The sequence below is a fragment of the Thioclava atlantica genome, from assembly GCF_000737065.1.
Classification (GTDB): Bacteria; Pseudomonadota; Alphaproteobacteria; order Rhodobacterales; family Rhodobacteraceae; genus Thioclava; species Thioclava atlantica.
Genome location: NZ_AQRC01000001.1, coordinates 182,302 through 199,936, shown reverse-complemented (window position 1 = coordinate 199,936; position 17,635 = coordinate 182,302). Strand labels below are relative to the sequence as shown.

At 65.5% G+C, this 17,635-nt stretch carries 15 protein-coding genes; 5 read left to right on the top strand and 10 right to left on the bottom strand.

Features of this window, described 5'->3' with window-relative positions; genetic code table 11:
- Nucleotides 1-20: 20 nt before the first annotated feature.
- The 3 genes from DW2_RS00930 to arsC are packed head-to-tail and all read left to right on the top strand — an operon-like array spanning nt 21 to nt 1,737.
- Nucleotides 21-359: a DUF952 domain-containing protein gene (locus DW2_RS00930; protein WP_038142607.1), complete on the top strand. Its 339-nt coding sequence runs from the start codon at nt 21-23 to the stop codon at nt 357-359.
- Complete coding sequence (locus DW2_RS00925) at nt 356-1,417, top strand: quinone-dependent dihydroorotate dehydrogenase (RefSeq protein ID WP_038142606.1); 1,062 nt, start codon at nt 356-358, stop codon at nt 1,415-1,417. Before DW2_RS00930 ends, DW2_RS00925 begins: the two co-directional genes overlap by 4 nt.
- Nucleotides 1,408-1,737 (top strand): arsenate reductase (glutaredoxin), encoded by a 330-nt coding sequence (arsC, locus tag DW2_RS00920; protein WP_038142605.1) that lies wholly within the window; start codon nt 1,408-1,410, stop codon nt 1,735-1,737. Before DW2_RS00925 ends, arsC begins: the two co-directional genes overlap by 10 nt.
- Before the next feature lie 140 nt (nt 1,738-1,877).
- On the opposite strand, the gene DW2_RS00915 is transcribed toward arsC, so the two are convergent.
- From DW2_RS00915 to acs, 8 genes are all read right to left on the bottom strand, one after another.
- The gene (locus DW2_RS00915) at nt 1,878-3,974 is read right to left on the bottom strand and encodes a 3'-5' exonuclease (protein ID WP_038142604.1); all 2,097 of its coding nucleotides are present in this window, start codon (nt 3,972-3,974) and stop codon (nt 1,878-1,880) included.
- The gene (locus tag DW2_RS00910) at nt 3,974-4,363 is read right to left on the bottom strand and encodes a response regulator transcription factor (RefSeq protein ID WP_038142603.1); all 390 of its coding nucleotides are present in this window, start codon (nt 4,361-4,363) and stop codon (nt 3,974-3,976) included. Before DW2_RS00910 ends, DW2_RS00915 begins: the two co-directional genes overlap by 1 nt.
- 4 nt (nt 4,364-4,367) lie before the next feature.
- A complete protein-coding gene (locus DW2_RS00905; RefSeq protein WP_038142602.1) occupies nt 4,368-4,904 on the bottom strand; it encodes a hypothetical protein in 537 nt (178 codons plus the stop codon).
- A gap of 9 nt (nt 4,905-4,913) precedes the next feature.
- Nucleotides 4,914-6,743 carry a DUF294 nucleotidyltransferase-like domain-containing protein gene (locus DW2_RS00900; protein ID WP_038142601.1) on the bottom strand — a complete coding sequence of 610 codons (1,830 nt, stop codon included), beginning with the start codon at nt 6,741-6,743 and terminating at the stop codon, nt 4,914-4,916.
- Nucleotides 6,744-6,836: 93 nt separating this feature from the next.
- Complete coding sequence (locus tag DW2_RS00895) at nt 6,837-8,576, bottom strand: sodium:solute symporter family protein (protein ID WP_038142600.1); 1,740 nt, start codon at nt 8,574-8,576, stop codon at nt 6,837-6,839.
- A gap of 26 nt (nt 8,577-8,602) precedes the next feature.
- On the bottom strand, nt 8,603-8,860 hold the full coding sequence (locus tag DW2_RS00890; protein WP_038142598.1) for a DUF4212 domain-containing protein: 258 nt from the start codon (nt 8,858-8,860) through the stop codon (nt 8,603-8,605).
- A 65-nt stretch (nt 8,861-8,925) separates the two neighbouring features.
- Entirely contained in the window at nt 8,926-9,624 is a 699-nt protein-coding gene (locus DW2_RS00885; RefSeq protein WP_038142596.1) for an adenylate kinase, read from the bottom strand.
- A complete protein-coding gene (gene acs, locus DW2_RS00880; protein WP_081874792.1) occupies nt 9,624-11,591 on the bottom strand; it encodes an acetate--CoA ligase in 1,968 nt (655 codons plus the stop codon). Before acs ends, DW2_RS00885 begins: the two co-directional genes overlap by 1 nt.
- A 443-nt stretch (nt 11,592-12,034) precedes the next feature.
- Here acs and DW2_RS00875 point away from each other — a divergent pair, with 443 nt between their 5' ends.
- Nucleotides 12,035-12,532, top strand: coding sequence for a HugZ family pyridoxamine 5'-phosphate oxidase (locus DW2_RS00875; protein WP_038142594.1), 498 nt, complete (start codon nt 12,035-12,037; stop codon nt 12,530-12,532).
- 75 nt (nt 12,533-12,607) lie between these two features.
- Here the strand turns inward: DW2_RS00875 and DW2_RS00870 are convergent, their stop codons facing one another.
- A complete protein-coding gene (locus tag DW2_RS00870; protein WP_038142592.1) occupies nt 12,608-14,899 on the bottom strand; it encodes a glycosyl hydrolase family 28-related protein in 2,292 nt (763 codons plus the stop codon).
- A gap of 193 nt (nt 14,900-15,092) precedes the next feature.
- Between DW2_RS00870 and DW2_RS00865 the strand changes: the two genes are divergently transcribed.
- Entirely contained in the window at nt 15,093-15,950 is an 858-nt protein-coding gene (locus DW2_RS00865; RefSeq protein ID WP_038142591.1) for a CHAD domain-containing protein, read from the top strand.
- Here DW2_RS00865 and DW2_RS00860 read toward each other — a convergent pair.
- Nucleotides 15,947-17,593 (bottom strand): lysine--tRNA ligase, encoded by a 1,647-nt coding sequence (locus tag DW2_RS00860; RefSeq protein ID WP_038142590.1) that lies wholly within the window; start codon nt 17,591-17,593, stop codon nt 15,947-15,949. The two genes, DW2_RS00865 and DW2_RS00860, sit on opposite strands and share 4 nt — an antisense overlap.
- Nucleotides 17,594-17,635: the final 42 nt, after the last annotated feature.

The window sequence follows — 17,635 nt, the reverse complement described above, 5'->3', positions numbered from 1 at the left end:
CTTTGGGGCAAGGGAAACCCATGCTGATCTACAAGATTTTCCGCCGCCCCGAATGGGATGCCTTCCGCGAAGCCGGCCACACGCTCGGCGCGCCGATCGACCTTCAGGACGGCTATATCCATTTCTCGACCGCCGAACAGGTGGTCGAGACCGCCGCCAAGCATTTCGACGGGCAGTCCGATCTCGTCCTCGTCGCCTTCGAGGCCGAGCGGATGGGGACGGAGCTGAAATGGGAGCCCTCGCGCGGCGGCGCCCTCTTCCCGCATCTCTACCGCCCGCTGCAGATGAGCGAGGTGATCTGGGATCACGCCCTGCCGCTCGGGGCGGCGGGCCATATCTTCCCGAAGGAGATGTCGTGAGCACCCTCGTCGAGCGCGCCGGGCTCGCGCTGCTGCACCGCCTCGATCCCGAGACCGCGCATGGCCTTTCGTTGCGCGCGTTGCGCCTAGGGCTCGTGCCGCTGCCCGGCCCGGTCACCTCGCCGCGCCTCGCCACCGATCTCGCCGGGCTCGCGCTGCCCAACCCGGTCGGCCTCGCCGCGGGGTTCGACAAGAATGCCGAAGCCGTGCCGCAGCTGATGCGCGCGGGGTTCGGCTTCATCGAGGTCGGCGCCGCGACGCCGCGCGCGCAGGAAGGCAACCGGCGCCCGCGCCTGTGGCGCCTGCCCGCCGACCGCGCCGCGATCAACCGCTTCGGTTTCAACAACCAAGGCATGGAGCCGATCGCCGCCCGCCTCGCCGCGCGGCCCGGCGGCATCCCGGTCGGCCTCAATCTCGGCGCCAACAAGGACGCCCCCGACCGCGCGCGCGATTTTGCGACCGTGCTCGCCCATGCGGGCCCGCATATCGACTTCGCGACGGTGAACGTCTCCTCGCCCAATACCGAGAAGCTGCGCGATCTGCAGGGCAAGGCGGCGCTCTCGGCGCTGCTCGCGGGGGTCATCGAGACCCGCGACGACCTCGCGCGCCCGATCCCGGTCTTTCTCAAGATCGCGCCGGATCTCGGCGAAGCCGAACTGGCCGAAATCGCCGAAGTGGCGCTCGAGAGCGGCATCGACGGGGTGATCGCGACCAATACCACGCTTTCGCGCGAAGGGCTCTCCACCCCCAGCCCCTCCGATCAGGGCGGGCTGTCGGGCGCGCCGCTCTTCGAGAAATCCACCCGCATCCTCGCCCGGCTCTCGCAGCTCACCGAGGGGCGGCTGCCGCTGATCGGCGTGGGCGGCGTGGGCTCGGCCGAACAGGCCTATGAGAAGATCCGTGCCGGCGCCTCCGCGGTCCAGCTCTACACCGCGATGGTCTTCTCGGGGCTCTCGCTCGCCGCCGAGATCGCGCACGGCCTCGACGCTCTTCTGGAACGCGACGGATTTTCGAACGTTGGCGAGGCGGTCAGCACCGGGAGGGAGAGATGGCTCTGACGATCTGGCACAATCCGCGCTGCTCGAAATCGCGCCGGACGCTGGCGCTGCTGCACGAACGCGGGTTCGAGCCGGTGATCCGCGACTATCAGAAAGAGCCGCCGACCATGGTCGAGCTGCAAGACGCGCTGATGAAGCTTGGTTCCCCCGCCTCGGCGCTGATGCGCTGGAAGGATACCGACCTCGGGAAGGATGCCGACGAGAACGAGATCCTGTCGGCTCTCGCGGCCAATCCGAAACTGATCGAGCGTCCGCTGGTTCTCACCGATTCCGCCGCCCGGATCGGCCGCCCCCCCGAGGCCGTGCTCGAGATCCTGTGACGCCGCGGGGGGCGCTGCCCCCTCTTTGCTGCGCAAATTCACCCCCGGGATATTTCGGTCAAGAGGAAGCGAAACGCGATCTGCTTCCTCTTGAGAAAATATCCCGGGGGAGGCCGCGCAAGCGGGCGGGGGCGGAGCCCCTATTCGTTCATGTCCTTGATCAGGCGCCCGTGCTTGCGCAGCTCGGCCACGAGCGCACCGAAAGTCGTCAGGCCGCGGGCCTGAAGCGCGGGGAGCAGCTTCAGGAAGGCATCGGCCGTCGCGACCGTGTCCCCGATCGCGGTGTGGCGCGCCTCTTCGGGAATGGTGATCCCGAGGCGATGGGTGAGCGCGTCGAGCGTGTGGCGCTCGGATTGGCCGAAGACCACCGCCGAGAGCAGCACCGTGTCGAGGATCGGGTGGTCGAAGCGCGCGCCGATCGCGGGCTCCTTGCGGTGCAGGAATTCCATGTCGAAGGGCGCGTTATGGGCCACGAGCACCGCGCCCTCGGCGAATCTGTGAAAGCGCCGCCCCACTTCGGCAATCCCGGGGGCGCCGTCGACCATCGCGTTCGAGATCCCGTGCACCTCGGTCGAGGATGGCGGGATCGGGCGGCCGGGATCGACGAGCGTGTCGAAGACCTCCGCATCGAGGCGACGGCCGTTGACGATGCGCACCGCGGCGATCTGCACGATCTCGTCGCCCTCGCTCGGCAAGAGACCGGTGGTTTCGGTGTCGAAGACCACATAGGTCAGCTCGGCAAGCGGTGTCTGGGCGAATTCCTCCACCCGCTCGCGCGAGAGCAGGTCGAAATCATACACCACGGCGCGCGGGACCGGGGCGGGGCGGGAGGTGACCAGACGCGCCTCGCGCAGCGGCAGGCAGAGCCGGGCGCGGCCGCCCGCGCGCGTTTCGGGCCAGATCTCGGCGGCGTGGATCGCCAGCACGCGCCGCCCGGTGACATCCTCGAGCCCGATATCGAGCGGCGCGTCGAGCCAGGTCTCGAGCTCGGGGATGGAAACCGGAGGCCCCTCCCAGCCAAGCGCGATCATCGCGCCCGGCCCATCCTCGGTGATCTCGAGGCGAAACTTGGTGCGCCCGGCCAGCCTGCGCACCAGCGCGGCGATCAGGGCGACGATCTCGAACCCCTCGCAGCGCACCATCAGAGCCGCGGTCACCGGTTCGATCTCGCCGCCTTCCGCGCCGACCCGCGCCGCGACCGCCTCGCCCAGATCGGAGGCCCGGATCATCGAGAGCGGCCACCAGCCGAGCCGTTGCGCCTCGTGGCGTTCGAAGAAGCCGTGGATCGAGGCGGAAAGCGCGCCGGCCTCGCTCCGGGCGGCCTCGCGCACCCGGTCGCGCTCGGGCCCGGGCTCCGGCCCGTCATCGGCGGCCAGCACCCCGATCAGCGATTGCAGCGCCGCGGCGGGGCGTCGGATCCGGTCGAAGAGCTCGTCCATGAACTGCTCGCGCTGGGCATGTTCGGCCATGTCGGCCGAGACGTCGCGCAGGGTGAGCACATAGCCGGGCCGCGCGCCCAGATGATGATCCTCCCCTTCCGCGAGAAGCCGCATGCGCGCAGCCAGCACCCGCCCGTCGGCCACCGTCGCGCAGAGCAGGTCGGAGGCGGCATCGGGATCGTCGGTCGCGCGCAGCCGGTCATAGGCATGGGCGATCGGCGGGCGGTGGAGGTAGTCGAAGAGGCGCCGGTCGAGCCCGGGCCCGTGCGCACCGCCCAGAAGCGCCACCGCCTGCCCGTTATAGAAGGCGAGCTGGTGATCGGGGGTACATAGAAGCACGCCCACCGGCACGTCCGACAGGAGCGTCTCGAGCCGTTCCTTCTCCTGCGCAAGCCGGGTGGTTTCGCGCTGGACGGCCTCGGTGAGCGCGTTGCGGGTCTGGGCGAGGCTGCGCGCCACGGCGGCGGCGGCCGGGGCGAGATCGCCGAGATGGCGCGCGATACCGGCATCGAGCTCGCCCTCGACCTCGGCCGCACCGCGCGCGCGCAAGAGGCCCGAGAGCCGCTCGATCGGCTTCGCGACATGCTCGTCGAACAGGAACCAGACCCAGGCGATCAGCCCCAGCGTCACGAAGCCCGCGACCGTCCCTCCGATCACCAGCGCATCGAGCGGGTTCGCGTCATCGAGCCGCAGATATCCGAACCAGAGCCCGCCCGCGATCGCCACGAGGCTTCCGAGCGCGAGGGCGGCAAAGAAGAGGAACACCCGGATGCGCAGGCTGAGCCGGGCGGGTGTCATCAGGCCGTTCCCCGGTCGAGAATGCGCCGCACCTCGTCGCGCAATTCCTTGAGCTCGAAGGGCTTGGCGATGAAACCGTCGGCGCCGAGCGCGAGGCCCTTGCGCCGCTCCATCGCCGAGCCGCGGGCGGTCATCATCAGGATCTTCACATCGCCCAGGCCCTTGTCGGCGCGCACCTCCTGACAGATCTCGTAGCCCGAAACCTCGGGCAGCATCACGTCGAGCAGCACGAGATCGGGATGGGTCTCGCGGATCTTGTCGAGCGCCCCGCGCCCCGTGGCGATCCGGTCGTGATCATAGCCCTCGCGGCTCATCAGATAGTCGAGCGCGATCGCGATATTGTCTTCGTCCTCGACGATCAGGACGCGATGTTTCCTGCCCCCCGGCATCTTCTCATCCTCCTGCGCAAACTGCCTTCAGGCCCGGATCCTGGTCGGAGAGCTTCAACCATCCGCCGCCGACAAGCTCGCCCGTATCCGACAGCTCCGCCCCGCCCACCAGATCGGCCCGGCTGCCCGTGGCGCAGTCATAGACCGTGGGCACGGTTCTCAGCGGCTGCCAGCGCTCGATCAGCAGAAGGTCGGTCTCGGCCAGTTCCGGCTTGTCGGCGACGGGGTGGACGACCTTGTCCGCATCCACCGCCATGAACCGCACGACCATCGGCACGAGATAGGACCAGGGACGCCACGGCACGCTCTCGTCGATCGTCTGCAGCACCACCACCGAGTCGGGCATGCCCGCGCGCATCTTCGGATACCAGCTATATTCGCTCCAGACCGTGTAGCCGATCAGCGCCGCGCCGATCGCTGCGGGCATCAGCCATTTCGGCAGCTTCTCACCGCGGACCTTCTTGCTCAGATGGTTGAGCAGGAAGACCACGAGAGCGGCGAATGCTCCGGCAGCGAGGGTGGCGATGTAGTCGTTGGTCATTGGCTCTCCTTAGCTCATCACGCCCTTGCCGTGCCCGAGCGCGGATTGCATCGTGCGCACCACCACGAAGGCGTCGCGCAGATGCGAGCGTTCGAAATCGGACAGGTCGGAAGGGGCGAGGTAATTGTCGGGCTTGCGGCCGGCGCGGGCGAGGTTCGCTTGGTTCTCCAGCCGCATCGACGCGATCAGGTCATAGGCCTCGGTCAGATCGCGCGCGCCCGAATGCGACAGCACGCCCGCCTCCTCGGCCTCCAGCAGCCGCGCGCGGGTATTCACCTCGGGCAGACGCCCGCGCAGCGCATAGACCCGGGCCAGATCGGCGACCGGCACCACGCCGTTATGCTTCATGTCGATATGGTTGCGATACTCGCCCGAGCGGATCGTCGCGAAGCCGCGGATCAGCCCGAGAGGCGGCGTGTGCTTGAGCGAATTGGCGATCATATGGGCGACGAAGATCGAGTTCTTGGAGGCTTTCTCGAGGGTCCGCGCCTGCAGATCTGCAAACAGCCCCGCTCCGTTGCCGCCGATCGCGCGCAGATCGAACATCACCGAGGCGAGCATCTGCGCCTCGGGATTGGGCGTCGCGATCCAGCCGTCGAAATAGTCGCGCCAGACCCGAACCGGCTGGCACCAGCGCGGATTGGTCGCCATCATGTCGCCCGGGCAATAGACATACCCGCAGGCGTTGAGCCCGTCCGAGACGATCTTCGCGAGCTGCCGGAAATAGGCCATGTCCGCATCCGTCACCGCGTCGTCCAGGATCAGGCAGTTATCCTGATCGCTGACCCCGGTCTGCTCCTGCCGCCCCTGGCTGCCGCAGGCCATCCACAGATAGGGCACGGGCGGCGGCCCGAGCCGATCCTCGGCCATCGCGAGAAGCCGCCGGGTGACCGCATCGGCGATATCGGTGATCAGCCGCGTGACCACCTCGTGGGCGTGATGGCCGCCCACCAGCTGCACCAGAAGCTGCGGGATCTGCGCGGTCACCGCCGCCATGTCCTCCACGCTCTCGGCGGCCGCCACATCGCGGATCAGCACCGCCGAGGACACCGCCTGGAACCGCGTGAGGTCGGTCTGGGTGACCATCCCCACGAAGCGTCCGCGATCGGTGACCGGCAGATGCCCGATCCGCTTCTCGAACATGATATGGAGCAGGTCCGAGCCGAGCCCGTCTGGCGGGAGCGAGACCGGATCGGCGGTCATCACCTCGCGCACCGGCGTCTCGGGCGCGCGCCCCTCGGCCAGCACCTTGTTCGACAGATCGCGCACCGTGACGATGCCCAGAAGACGGTTCTCGGGATCGGTCACCCCGAGCGACGAGATCCGCCGGTCACGCATCTGCCGCGCGGCCTCGGCGACGGTGGTGTCCGGCGCGCAGGAGATCGGCGCTTGCGCGAAGAGCTCCGAGATCTTCATCGTCGCGATCGAATGGTTGCGCGCCTCGCCGCTGCGGGCACGGTTGAAGAAACGCGAGAAGGCGGGGACGGTCTTCGAGAGCTCGCGGAACGCCTCGGCCGGCAATTCGAGAAGGACGGTTGGGGAGCTCGTGCGCGCGGTGGTCGCGGCCAGCCCGTCGCGCATCAACCCGCGTTCGCCGAAGGTGTTGCGCGGCCCCAGGATCGAGACCAGCGCCCCGTTCCGATCGGTGACCTCGACCGATCCGCTCTTGATCAGGTAGATTCCCTCGAGCGGCTCGCGGAAGGAATAGACCACGGATCCTTCGGGCAGTTCCCTGCGGCGGAAGGAACTGGCGACACGTTCCAGCTCGTTGCGCGGCAGGTTGTCATAGGGATGGACGCCTTCGAGAAATGCGAGGATCGGGGTCAGATCGGCGGCCATGATCTCGTCCTTTGGGTGGTGGCGGCGCCCCGGGGGGCGCCTGCCGGCATTTCAGGGGCCGGGACGAGGATAGACCCCGTCCCGAGCCGTGTCTCAGTGGTCCACCGCCGCACCGGCGCCTTTCGGCACGCGGATCGACTCGACGAGCTCCTGGATGTCTTCCGGGGTCTCCTTGGTCGCGTTCGAGACCAGGAAGGCCGTCGCGAAGTTGAGGACCGCACCGATCACGCCGAACGAGGTCGACTTGATCGAGAGGATCATCGGGTTCGCATCGGTGAAGGTGTTGGTGTCCGGAATGAAGAACCAGCCCTTGTGCAGGAAGATGTAGACGAGGGTGGTCGTCAGGCCGACCAGCATGCCCGCCACGGCGCCCGTGTTGTTGATCTTCTTCGAGAAGATCCCCATCATCAGCGCCGGGAAGATCGAGCTTGCCGCCAGACCGAAGGCCAGTGCCACCGTCTGCGCCGCGAAGCCGGGCGGATTGAGACCCAGATATGTCGCCACCGCGATCGCCACCGCCATCGAGATCCGGGCGGCCAGAAGCTCGCCTTTTTCCGAGATGTTCGGGTTGATCTGCGACTTGATCAGGTCATGCGACACCGCCGACGAAATCGCCATCAGCAGGCCCGCCGCGGTCGAGAGCGCCGCCGCCAGACCACCGGCCGCCACCAGCGCGATCACCCAGCCCGGAAGGTTGGCGATCTCGGGGTTGGCGAGCGTGATGATGTCGCGGTTCACACTCAGTTCGTTGCCGTCGCCCGCATTGTATTCGATGCGGCCGTCGCCATTCTTGTCGTCGAAGCTCAGAAGCCCGGTCTTGGCCCAGTTGCGGACCCAGGCGAGGTTCTGGTCGTTCTCGATCGCGGTCATCTCCACGGCCGGCTGGTCGACACCGTTCGGGTAGAAGGTCTTGACCAGGTTCAGACGTGCCATCGCGCCCACAGCCGGAGCGGTCAGGTAGAGCAGCGCGATGAAGACGAGCGCCCAACCCGCGGAGGAACGCGCATCGGCGACCCTCGGGACGGTGAAGAAGCGCACGATGACGTGGGGCAGACCAGCGGTCCCGATCATCAGCGTCATGGTGAACAGGAACATGTTCAGCGTCGTGTCATGCTGACCCGTGTAGGACTTGAAGCCGAGCGCCTCCACCGTGTCGTTGAGCGTCGACAGGATCGGCGCACCGGAATTCACATCGGTCGAGAACAGGCCCAGGCCCGGGATCGGGTTGCCGGTCAGCTGCAGCGAGATGAAGATCGCCGGGATGGTATAGGCGATGATCAGCACCACATATTGCGCCACCTGGGTGTAGGTGATGCCCTTCATGCCGCCCAGAACCGCGTAGAGGAACACGATCGCGGCGCCGATGAAGAGGCCGGTGGTGTTGCTCACTTCGAGGAAGCGCGAGAAGGCCACGCCCACGCCGGTCATCTGGCCGATGACGTAGGTGATCGAAGCGATGATGAGACAGACCACGGCCACGGTGCGCGCGGTCTGCGAATAGAAACGGTCGCCGATGAATTCCGGAACCGTGAACTTGCCGAACTTGCGCAGATAGGGCGCAAGCAGCATCGCCAGCAGCACGTAGCCGCCGGTCCAGCCCATCAGGTAGACCGAGGTATCGTAGCCGCCGAAGGCGATCAGGCCCGCCATCGAGATGAACGAGGCCGCCGACATCCAGTCAGCGCCCGTCGCCATGCCGTTGACGACCGGGTGAACGCCGCGGCCGGCGGCGTAGAATTCCGACGTGGTCCCGGCACGGGCCCAGATCGCGATGCCGATATAGAGCACGAAAGTCGCGCCCACGACCAGCAGGTTGAGGGTAAACTGATCCATGTCCCTCTGCTCCTCCCTGTGTGTGCTTATTCTTCGACGCCGTGTTCGCGATCGAGCTTATTCATCCGCGCCGCATAGGCGAAGATGAGCACGAGGAACACGAGGATCGAGCCCTGCTGGGCAAACCAGAATCCAAGATCGGTGCCCCCGATCTTGATGCCTGCCAGCATCGGGCGCAGTAGGATCCCGAAGCCGAAGGAGACGACGAACCAGATCACCAGGAACAGCTGGATGGTCTTGATGTTCGCCTTCCAATAGGCGTTGGACGAAGATTTGTCCGCCATGAGCGTAACTCCCTTTCGATTTTCTCCAGACGGGCCCCCTCCTCAGGGCCCGCCCCTCCCCAAAATCAGGCCGAGACGCGTTTGACGATCGACCCGAGATCCGAGGCGATCTGATCGATGGACCCCATCGCGTCGACCTCCTCGAGTACGCCGAGCGCCCGGTAATGGGCGATCAGCGGCGCCGTTTGCGCGTGATAGGCGTCGAGCCTCGCACGCGCCGTCTCGGCATTGTCGTCGGCCCGGCGCTTGAATTCCGTGCCGCCGCATTTGTCGCAGACCCCGGCAATCGCGGGCTGCTTGAACTCGTCGTGATAGCCTTCGCCGCATTTGGCGCAGGTATAGCGACCGGCGACGCGCGCGATCATCGCCGCGTCATCCACCTTGAGGTTGATCGCCGCGGTGACGCCGCCCTGACCGGTCTCGGCCAGAAGCGCGTCGAGCGCCGCCGCCTGCCCCGCGGTGCGCGGGAAGCCGTCGAGGATGACGCCCTTCGCGACGTCCGGCTCGGCCATGCGGTCTTTCAGGATCGCCAGCACGATCTCGTCCGAGACGAGCCCGCCGCTCTCCATCACCGATTTCGCGGCAAGCCCCGCGGGCGTGCCCGCAGCCACTGCCGCGCGCAGCAGGTCTCCGGTCGAGAGCTGCACGAGGCCGTAGGTCTCTTCGAGCTTGCGCGCCTGGGTTCCCTTGCCCGCGCCCGGAGGTCCGAGCAGGATCAGGACGGCCGGTTCGGTCTCGGTCATCATGTCGGTCCCGTCCGTCATCACGCGTTGCCGCGGTTCGCGATCAGGTCATCGACCACCGACGGGTCGGCCAGCGTCGAGATATCCCCGAGCGCGCCGAAATCGTTCTCGGCGATCTTGCGCAGGATGCGGCGCATGATCTTGCCCGAACGGGTCTTCGGCAAGCCGGGGGCCCATTGGATGATGTCGGGCTTCGCGATCGGGCCGATCTCGGTACGGACCCATTTCTCGAGCTCCTTGCGCAGCTCGTCGGAGGGTTCGACATCGTTCATCAGCGTGACATAGGCATAGATGCCCTGCCCCTTCAGTTCGTGCGGGTAGCCCACGACGGCGGCCTCGGCCACGGCCTGATGCGCAACAAGCGCGCTTTCGACCTCGGCGGTGCCCATCCGGTGGCCGGAAACGTTGATCACGTCGTCGACCCGGCCGGTGATCCAGTAATATCCGTCCTTATCGCGGCGGCAGCCGTCGCCGGTGAAGTAATAGCCCTTGTACTGGCTGAAATAGGTCTCCTGGAACCGCTCGTGATCGCCCCAGACGGTGCGCATCTGCCCCGGCCAGCTATCGGCGATGCAGAGCACCCCCTCGGCCTCGGTTTCGTCCTGACGCACCGCGGTCTGCGGGTCGAGCACGACGGGTTTCACCCCGAAGAACGGACGCGTCGCGGAGCCCGGCTTGGTCGGGATCGCGCCCGGCAGCGGCGTGAGCATGTGCCCGCCGGTCTCGGTCTGCCAGAACGTGTCGACGATCGGGCATTTGCCCTTTCCGACATATTTGTCGTACCAGGCCCAGGCCTCGGGGTTGATCGGCTCGCCGACCGAGCCGAGAACCTTCAGATCGGACAGGTCGTATTTCTCGACCCATTCCGAGCCCTGACCCATCAGCGCGCGGATCGCGGTCGGTGCGGTGTAGAACTGGTTCACCTTGTGCTTTTCGCACACCGCCCAGAACCGCCCCGCATCCGGATAGGTCGGCACGCCCTCGAACATCACCGTGGTCGCGCCGTTCGCGAGCGGCCCGTAGATGATGTAGCTGTGGCCAGTCACCCAGCCCACATCCGCGGTGCACCAGAACACGTCGCCGTCATGGTAGTCGAACGTGTATTGATGGGTCATCGCGGCATAGACGAGATAGCCGCCCGTCGAATGCACGACGCCCTTCGGCTTCCCGGTCGAGCCGGAGGTATAGAGAATGAAAAGCGGGTCCTCGGCATTCATCGGGCGCGGCGGGCATTCGGGCGAGACGTTCTCCATCATCGCCTTCACATCGACGTCGCGGCCGTCGATCCAGGTGATCTGGTCGCCGGTATGCTTCACGACGAGGCAGCGCACCTTGTCCGAACAATGCAGCAGCGCCGCATCGGCATTCGCCTTGAGCGGCGTGCGGCGCCCGCCCCGCGGGGCGGTATCGGCGGTGATCACCAGCTTCGCGCCGCAATCGTTGATCCGGTTCGCCAGCGCATCGGGGGAGAAACCTGCGAAGACGATCGAGTGGATCGCACCGATCCGCGCGCAGGCCAGCATCGCATAGGCCGCCTCGGGGATCATCGGCAGGTAGATCACCACGCGATCGCCGCGCATCACGCCCTGGCTCAACAGCACGTTGGCGAAGCGGTTCACCTTTTCCGACAGCTCGCGATAGGTGATGTGCTGCGCGGGCGTCTCCGGGTCATCGGGCTCGAAGATGATCGCGGTCTGCTCGCCGCGGGTCTCCAGATGCCGGTCGACGCAGTTCACCGCGGCATTCAGGACGCCGTCCTCGAACCATTTGATCTGCACATGGCCAAAGGTGAAATCGGTGTTCTTGACCTTGGTATAGGGAGTGATCCAGTCGAGCCGCTTGCCTTCACGCCCCCAGAACTTGTCGGGGTCGGTGATCGATTCCTGATACATCGCGCGATACTTCGCGGAATCGGCATGGGCATTCTCGAAGCCCGGAGGCACCTCCTTCACTTCCGGAACCTGAGAAACCTGATCTTGAGCAGCCATTGGCTTCCTCCCAACAATTCGTCTCGCGGCAACAAACCGCACACAGCCCGCAGACACACGCGGACGGCTCACCCCGCCGAAGCATAACTCATTCGTTAATATTCATGTAACCCCATTTATAAATTGATTTTTTCTGTAAATATTTTGACAGGTTCGCCGCGTAATCTGTAAATTTTATGCGCAGCCGAGAAAATTTCACACGCACATTCAAATGGTTGCGTGTTCAGAGGGCAGGCCCAAACAGCGGAAATGTCGAATTTACCCGGTGGTCAAACCTCGGTCGCACGCCCGACCACGCCTTCGCCTCTTCCACGATTCGAGCTTGGGCTCAGGCGACGCGTCCCGGCGCGGATGGCTTGCAGGAGCCGCGGGACAAGCTACTGTCAGAAGCACAAAGGCCCCCGCGCCGTTTGTCCCGACGCGCGGTTCGCAGGATCATAGAGATGCCGCAAGACGTCCCCAAAACGAGCCCGTTCCGCCCTGCTGACCGGGAGGCGCGCAAGCTCGCCCGCGATCTCATCGCGGCGGCGCGCTTCGCAAGCCTCGGCGTGCTCGATCCGGAGACGGGGCACCCTTCGGTGACCCGCATCGCCCTCGGCCCCGGCCCGCAGGGGGAACTGCTCACTCTCGTCTCCGGACTGGCGGCCCATACGACGGCACTCAGGACCGACCCGCGCGCGGGGCTCCTGATCGGTGAACCGGGCCCCAGGGGCGATCCTCTCACGCACCCGCGCCTGTCGCTGCAGATCGAGGCCCGGCCCGTCCATCGCGACGAGCTCCGCTTCCCTTCGATGCGCGATCGCTGGCTGGCGGACCATCCGAAATCGGCTCTCTATATCGACCTGCCGGATTTCCTCTTCTTCGAGCTGCGCCCGCTGTCGGGCGCGCTCAACGGCGGCTTCGGGCGCGCCTGGCGTCTCGGTCCCGAGGACCTCACATAACCGCCGGCCTCATGCGGAAACGGCGCGCGAAACCTCCTTCGCGCGCCGTTTTTTGCTTCTCGCGATGCGAGCCGATCAGATGGGGTTGTCCATCCGCAAGGTGACCTGCAGGCGCCCCTTCGCGGCCTCGGGCCAGTTGATCGTCGCGAGCGTCTTGTCGGCCCCCTGCTCGACGGCGACATAGGGCATCGCGGTGACCTGCGCCCCGGCGGCATCCCGAACCATCCCCTCGGCCACCAGGCTCTGGACATTGCGCGCCCAGCCGCCGAACGGAAGATACCCGGCCGGATCGACCGTCCAGACCGTCTGCGCCGTGCCCTGATTGACCTCGAGCATCACCGGGTTCTGGGTGATCTGGGTCACCGCGTTGAACATGTTGCCCTCGAAGACGACATTGCGCATCCGCCCGCGGTCGAGATCGGCGAAACTCGTATCGACCTTCTCGATGCGGTCGATGCTGCCGTTCAATGACTTGAAGACATTGTTCGCCACGCTCAGGCCCTGCACGAAATGCCCCGCCCCGTAGGGTTTGATCGACAGCCATGAGAACCACGGCGCGACGTTGATGCACACGCAGGTATTGCCGGTGATCGTCAGCCCGCCAAAGCTGTATTCGTTCGAGAAGTCGGGATGGGCATCGTGCTCGTTCGTCCACTCGATCACCGAATTGTCGATGTAGTTGCCCGTCACCGCCGATTGCACATTCGTCTGGGTGAAGACGAGGCCCGCCACCCGAACCCCGTTGATCTCCTCGTCGCCCTGGAACCAGTGGTTGCCGACGATCAGGTGCCCCGAACCGTTGAGCACGAAGGTCGTCCCGAAGCGCACGAAACGCGAGTCGCGGATCTTCGTGTCATTGGCATTCACGTTGAGCACCATCGTCGTGCGATCCTGCGCCGGCACCAGCATCTCGTTCGACAGGAACTGGCAACCGTCGATCAGCAGATCCTGACAGCCGCGCCCGATCGAGGTGATCACCCGGTCCTTGGGGCGTACGACATAGCTGTCGCGGATCTGGAACATCTGGCCCTCGGGCGCGAGCAGGATGCAACTCGCGGCGCCGTTGCAGAGGAACTCCACATTGGCGACATTGAACCGGTCGAGCTTTTCCATCCCTGAAAAGTCGAGGATGTACTGGTTGCGGGTGAAGGTATAGGTCCGGGTGCCCGAGCCGCCGTAAAGGGGCTGCGAAAGATAGAGCGTCCCCGCCCCCACATTCTTCGATTTCACATAGACCTCGCGGCCGACCCCAGTTCCGCTGACCCGCGCGCCCACGGGGATATTGGCGATATTGGCCACATTGGTCAGCTGCATCGAGAGCGCGGTCGAGTAGGTCGCCTGCGAACTCACCACCTCATCGTCCCATGCCGCGCCCGCGATCACGTTGAACTGGCCGTTTTGCAGTACCCTGCGGTTCGAGAAGCTCGCAAGATCCGGCGCCAACTCCTCGATCCGGATCGGTTCGCTCACTTCGACGCGCCGCCCCTTCAGGTCGAGCACGTTGTGATCGGTATAACCGAAGAGCGCCTGCAACGCCTTCTTGAACCCTTCGAGCTCATCCCCGAAGGCTTCCGCATAGGTCGGAAAATCGAAAGACGACAACAGGGCGAGCTTCGCCGAGGCCGGCATCACCAGCGTGCCCACGAACTCCACCGGCGAAGAAAGCGAGATCGAATTGGCGAGAAAGTAACTCCCAGCCGAGACAAGGAGCTTGCGCCCATCCGCGGCCTGATCTGCGGCGACGAAGGCGGCGCTGTCATCCGTCGCCCCGTCCCCCACCGCACCGAAATCCCGCACATCCACCCAGCCCATGAGGTCGCGCAGGAAGGCCTCGGTCACGTCCTCGATCTCGAAATCGTCGATCCGGAGGACCCCGCCATTGGGCCCCGTCAGATCGAGCCCGAAATGCCCATGGACCGCGGAGAGCCCCCAGGGCATATCCACGCCGACCCGGTTGCCCGTCCCGACGATCGCGGAGATCTCGACCACCTTTCCATAGCTCTGCAGAAGCGTGGTCGGCCCGACCTCGATCAACCCGCCGACATGGGCGCCGCTGCCGCTCACCGCATGCCCGGCGATGCGGATCTCGGGCAGATTGCCGCTCACCGCCTTCACCCGGGTGCGAATCCGCAGATAGGTGCCGGGCAGGATCGGCGTGTCACCCATATAACGTAGCTTTTGCAGCGTCTGCGTCTTGAGCATTTCCAGACAGCCGTCGAAATCCGCATCCGCCGGGACGAGCACCGCATTGGCCGCGCCCTCGTAAGTCGTCGAGCCGGGCATCCCGTCCTCGCTCGACCATTGATCCAGCCCTTCGGCGAATGCGGGCGGGGTCAATACCAGCCCTTCGGTAATCGCGACGTTCATCAGCCAACCTCTTGTCCAGTTTCCCGCCCGCCCCGGCCATCAGCCTTGTGGCGATCGCCACCGGGGGGTGCCTCGGCGGGACAAGAGCTAGAGAGAAAGGTTAAAGAAGACCTGAGATCAGCGGACGCTGACAGCGTCACGCCCCTGTCATATCATGGCGCGAGAAACGGAGCGTAGCCGAGCGGAGAGCCTCATGGCCTATGCGATTTCGCGCGACGAAAAGAGCCCGTCCACGATGCTGCGCCGGGTCGCTCGCGGTGAACTGAAAGCCGCGCTCAGACAGGTCGAGAGCGAGTCGCGCTCGGTCCATCCCCTGCGCAAGAACATCAAGAAAACCCGGGGCTTGCTGCGCCTCTTCGCGCCCCGCTTCGACGATTTCCCCCGCGAGAACAAAGCTCTTTCCGAAGCCGCTTTCGGGGTTTCCGGAATGCGCGATGCCGAGGTGATGCGCGCGACGCTGTTACGACTGGGGCGTGAAGGTCCGGATCTCGATGGCGCGGCTGCGGCGCGGGCGATGCTCGAGGCGTTGCGCCCTCTTCACACCGAGATCGACGCTGCCGCCTTCTCCCTTTTCGCCGAACGGATCTCGGAGATCCGGAAGCGCGCCAAGCACTGGAAAGTCCGTGGCAAGGGCTGGCCCGCCTACGAGGACGGACTTTTGGCGACACTCGAGGACTGCCGGAAACGGATGAAGAAAGCGCGCGCCTCGGGCAAGAATGAAGACCTCCACGCCTGGCGCACGCGGGTGAAGCAGCATTGGTATCATACGCGCCTGCTCGCCCCGATCTGGCCGGAGATGCTGCACCCGCGCGAAGATGCGCTCGACATTCTGGGCGAGCTGGTCGGAGACCACCACGACCTCCATGTTCTGGCACTCGCCGCGCCCGAACACCTCGCTCCCGAGCCGCGTTCGGCCCTCACCCGCCTGATCGAGACGGAAATGACGCGGCTCGAGAGCGAGGCCTTCGCTCTCGGCGCGCGTCTCTTCGCGGAAAAACCCGCCGCCCTCGGCGCTCGCTGGGGCGGCTGGTACCGTCTCTGGAAGGCTTAGGCGACCAGTTCGCCCGCCAGCGCCCGCTCGATCAGCGCCACCGTTTCGTCGACACCGTAAAGCGCGATGAACCCACCGAAGCGCGGCCCTTGCGACTGGCCCAGAAGCACCTCGTAGAGCGCCTTGAACCAGTCCCGCAGATTGCCGAATTCATGGTTCTTGCCGATCGCGAAGACGACCGATTGCAGGAACTCGTCGCTGTGATAGTCGACCTCCGGCAGAGCCTCGTCGCTGCCCGCGGCCGCGTTCTTGCGCGCGATCTGGTCGAGCGCCGTCTGTTCCGATTTCAGCGCCGCCACGAGATCTTCGAGCGCCGCGCGCTCCTGATCGGTCGGCAGGCGGAATTCGAGGGTCGGCTTCACGAAATCCTCGAAATAGCGCAGCGCGAAGCCGGCCGCCTGATCGAGGTCGGGATTGCCCTCGGGGCTCGCCTCGGGTGCGTACCGCTTGATGAAGCCCCATAGCCCGTCCTTGTCCGACGCCCCCGCCACGCTCGCGAGATTGAGCAGCATCGAGAACGGCACGACCATCTTGCTTTCCGGCGGGGTGCCGCCATGGATGTGCCAGACCGGGTTGTTGACCTGCTGATCGACGCTTTGGTCGGGATAGGCGCGCAGCTGCTGGTGATATTCGTCCACCGCCTTCGGGATCACGTCCCACCAGAGCCGCTTCGCGGTCTTCGGCTTTTGATACATGAAATAGCTCAGGCTCTCGGTCGCGGCATAGGTCAGCCATTCATCGATCGACAGCCCGTTGCCCTTCGACTTCGAGATCTTCTCGCCATTGGCGTCGAGGAACAGCTCGTAGGTGAAATGCTCCGGCGCGCGCCCGCCCAGCACGCGGCAAATCCCGTCATAGATCGGCGTGTTGGTCGAGTGGTCCTTGCCATACATCTCGAAATCGACGTCGAGCGCGGCCCAACGCATCCCGAAATCGGGCTTCCATTGCAGCTTCACATTGCCGCCGGTGACCGGCAGCGTCCATTCGCGCCCGTCCTCGTCATCGAAGGTAACGGTGCCGTTCTTCGCATCCACTTCCTTCATCGGAACGTAAAGCACGCGGCCGGTTTCAGGATGGATCGGCAGGAAGCAGGAATAGGTCTGCTGCCGCTCTTCGCGGAGCGATTTCAGCATGATCGCCATGATCTGATCGTACTCATGCGCCGCACGGATCAGCATGTCGTCGAACTTGCCCGACTTGTAATAGTCGGTGGCGCTCGCGAATTCGTATTCGAAGCCGAACGTATCGAGGAAGCGGCGCAGCATGGCGTTGTTGTGGTTGCCGAAGCTGTCGAACTCGCCGAACGGATCGGGGACCGAGGTCAGCGGTTTCTGCTCGTGCTCGCGCAGCATGTCCTGGTTGGGCACGTTGGTCGGCACCTTGCGCATCCCGTCCATGTCGTCCGAGAAGCACAGCAGTTTCGTGGGGATATCCGAGATCACCTCGAAGGCGCGGCGGATCATCGTGGTGCGCGCCACCTCGCCGAAAGTGCCGATATGCGGCAGCCCCGAGGGCCCGTAGCCCGTCTCGAACAGCACATAGCCCTTCTCCGGGTCGCGCTTCTCGTAACGCTTGAGAACCCGGCGCGCCTCTTCGAAGGGCCAGGCCTTGGATTTCATCGCGGCGTCACGCAAGCTCGTCATGGCATACCTCACTGGGGCGCGCCCGTCGCGCCCGATCGCGAT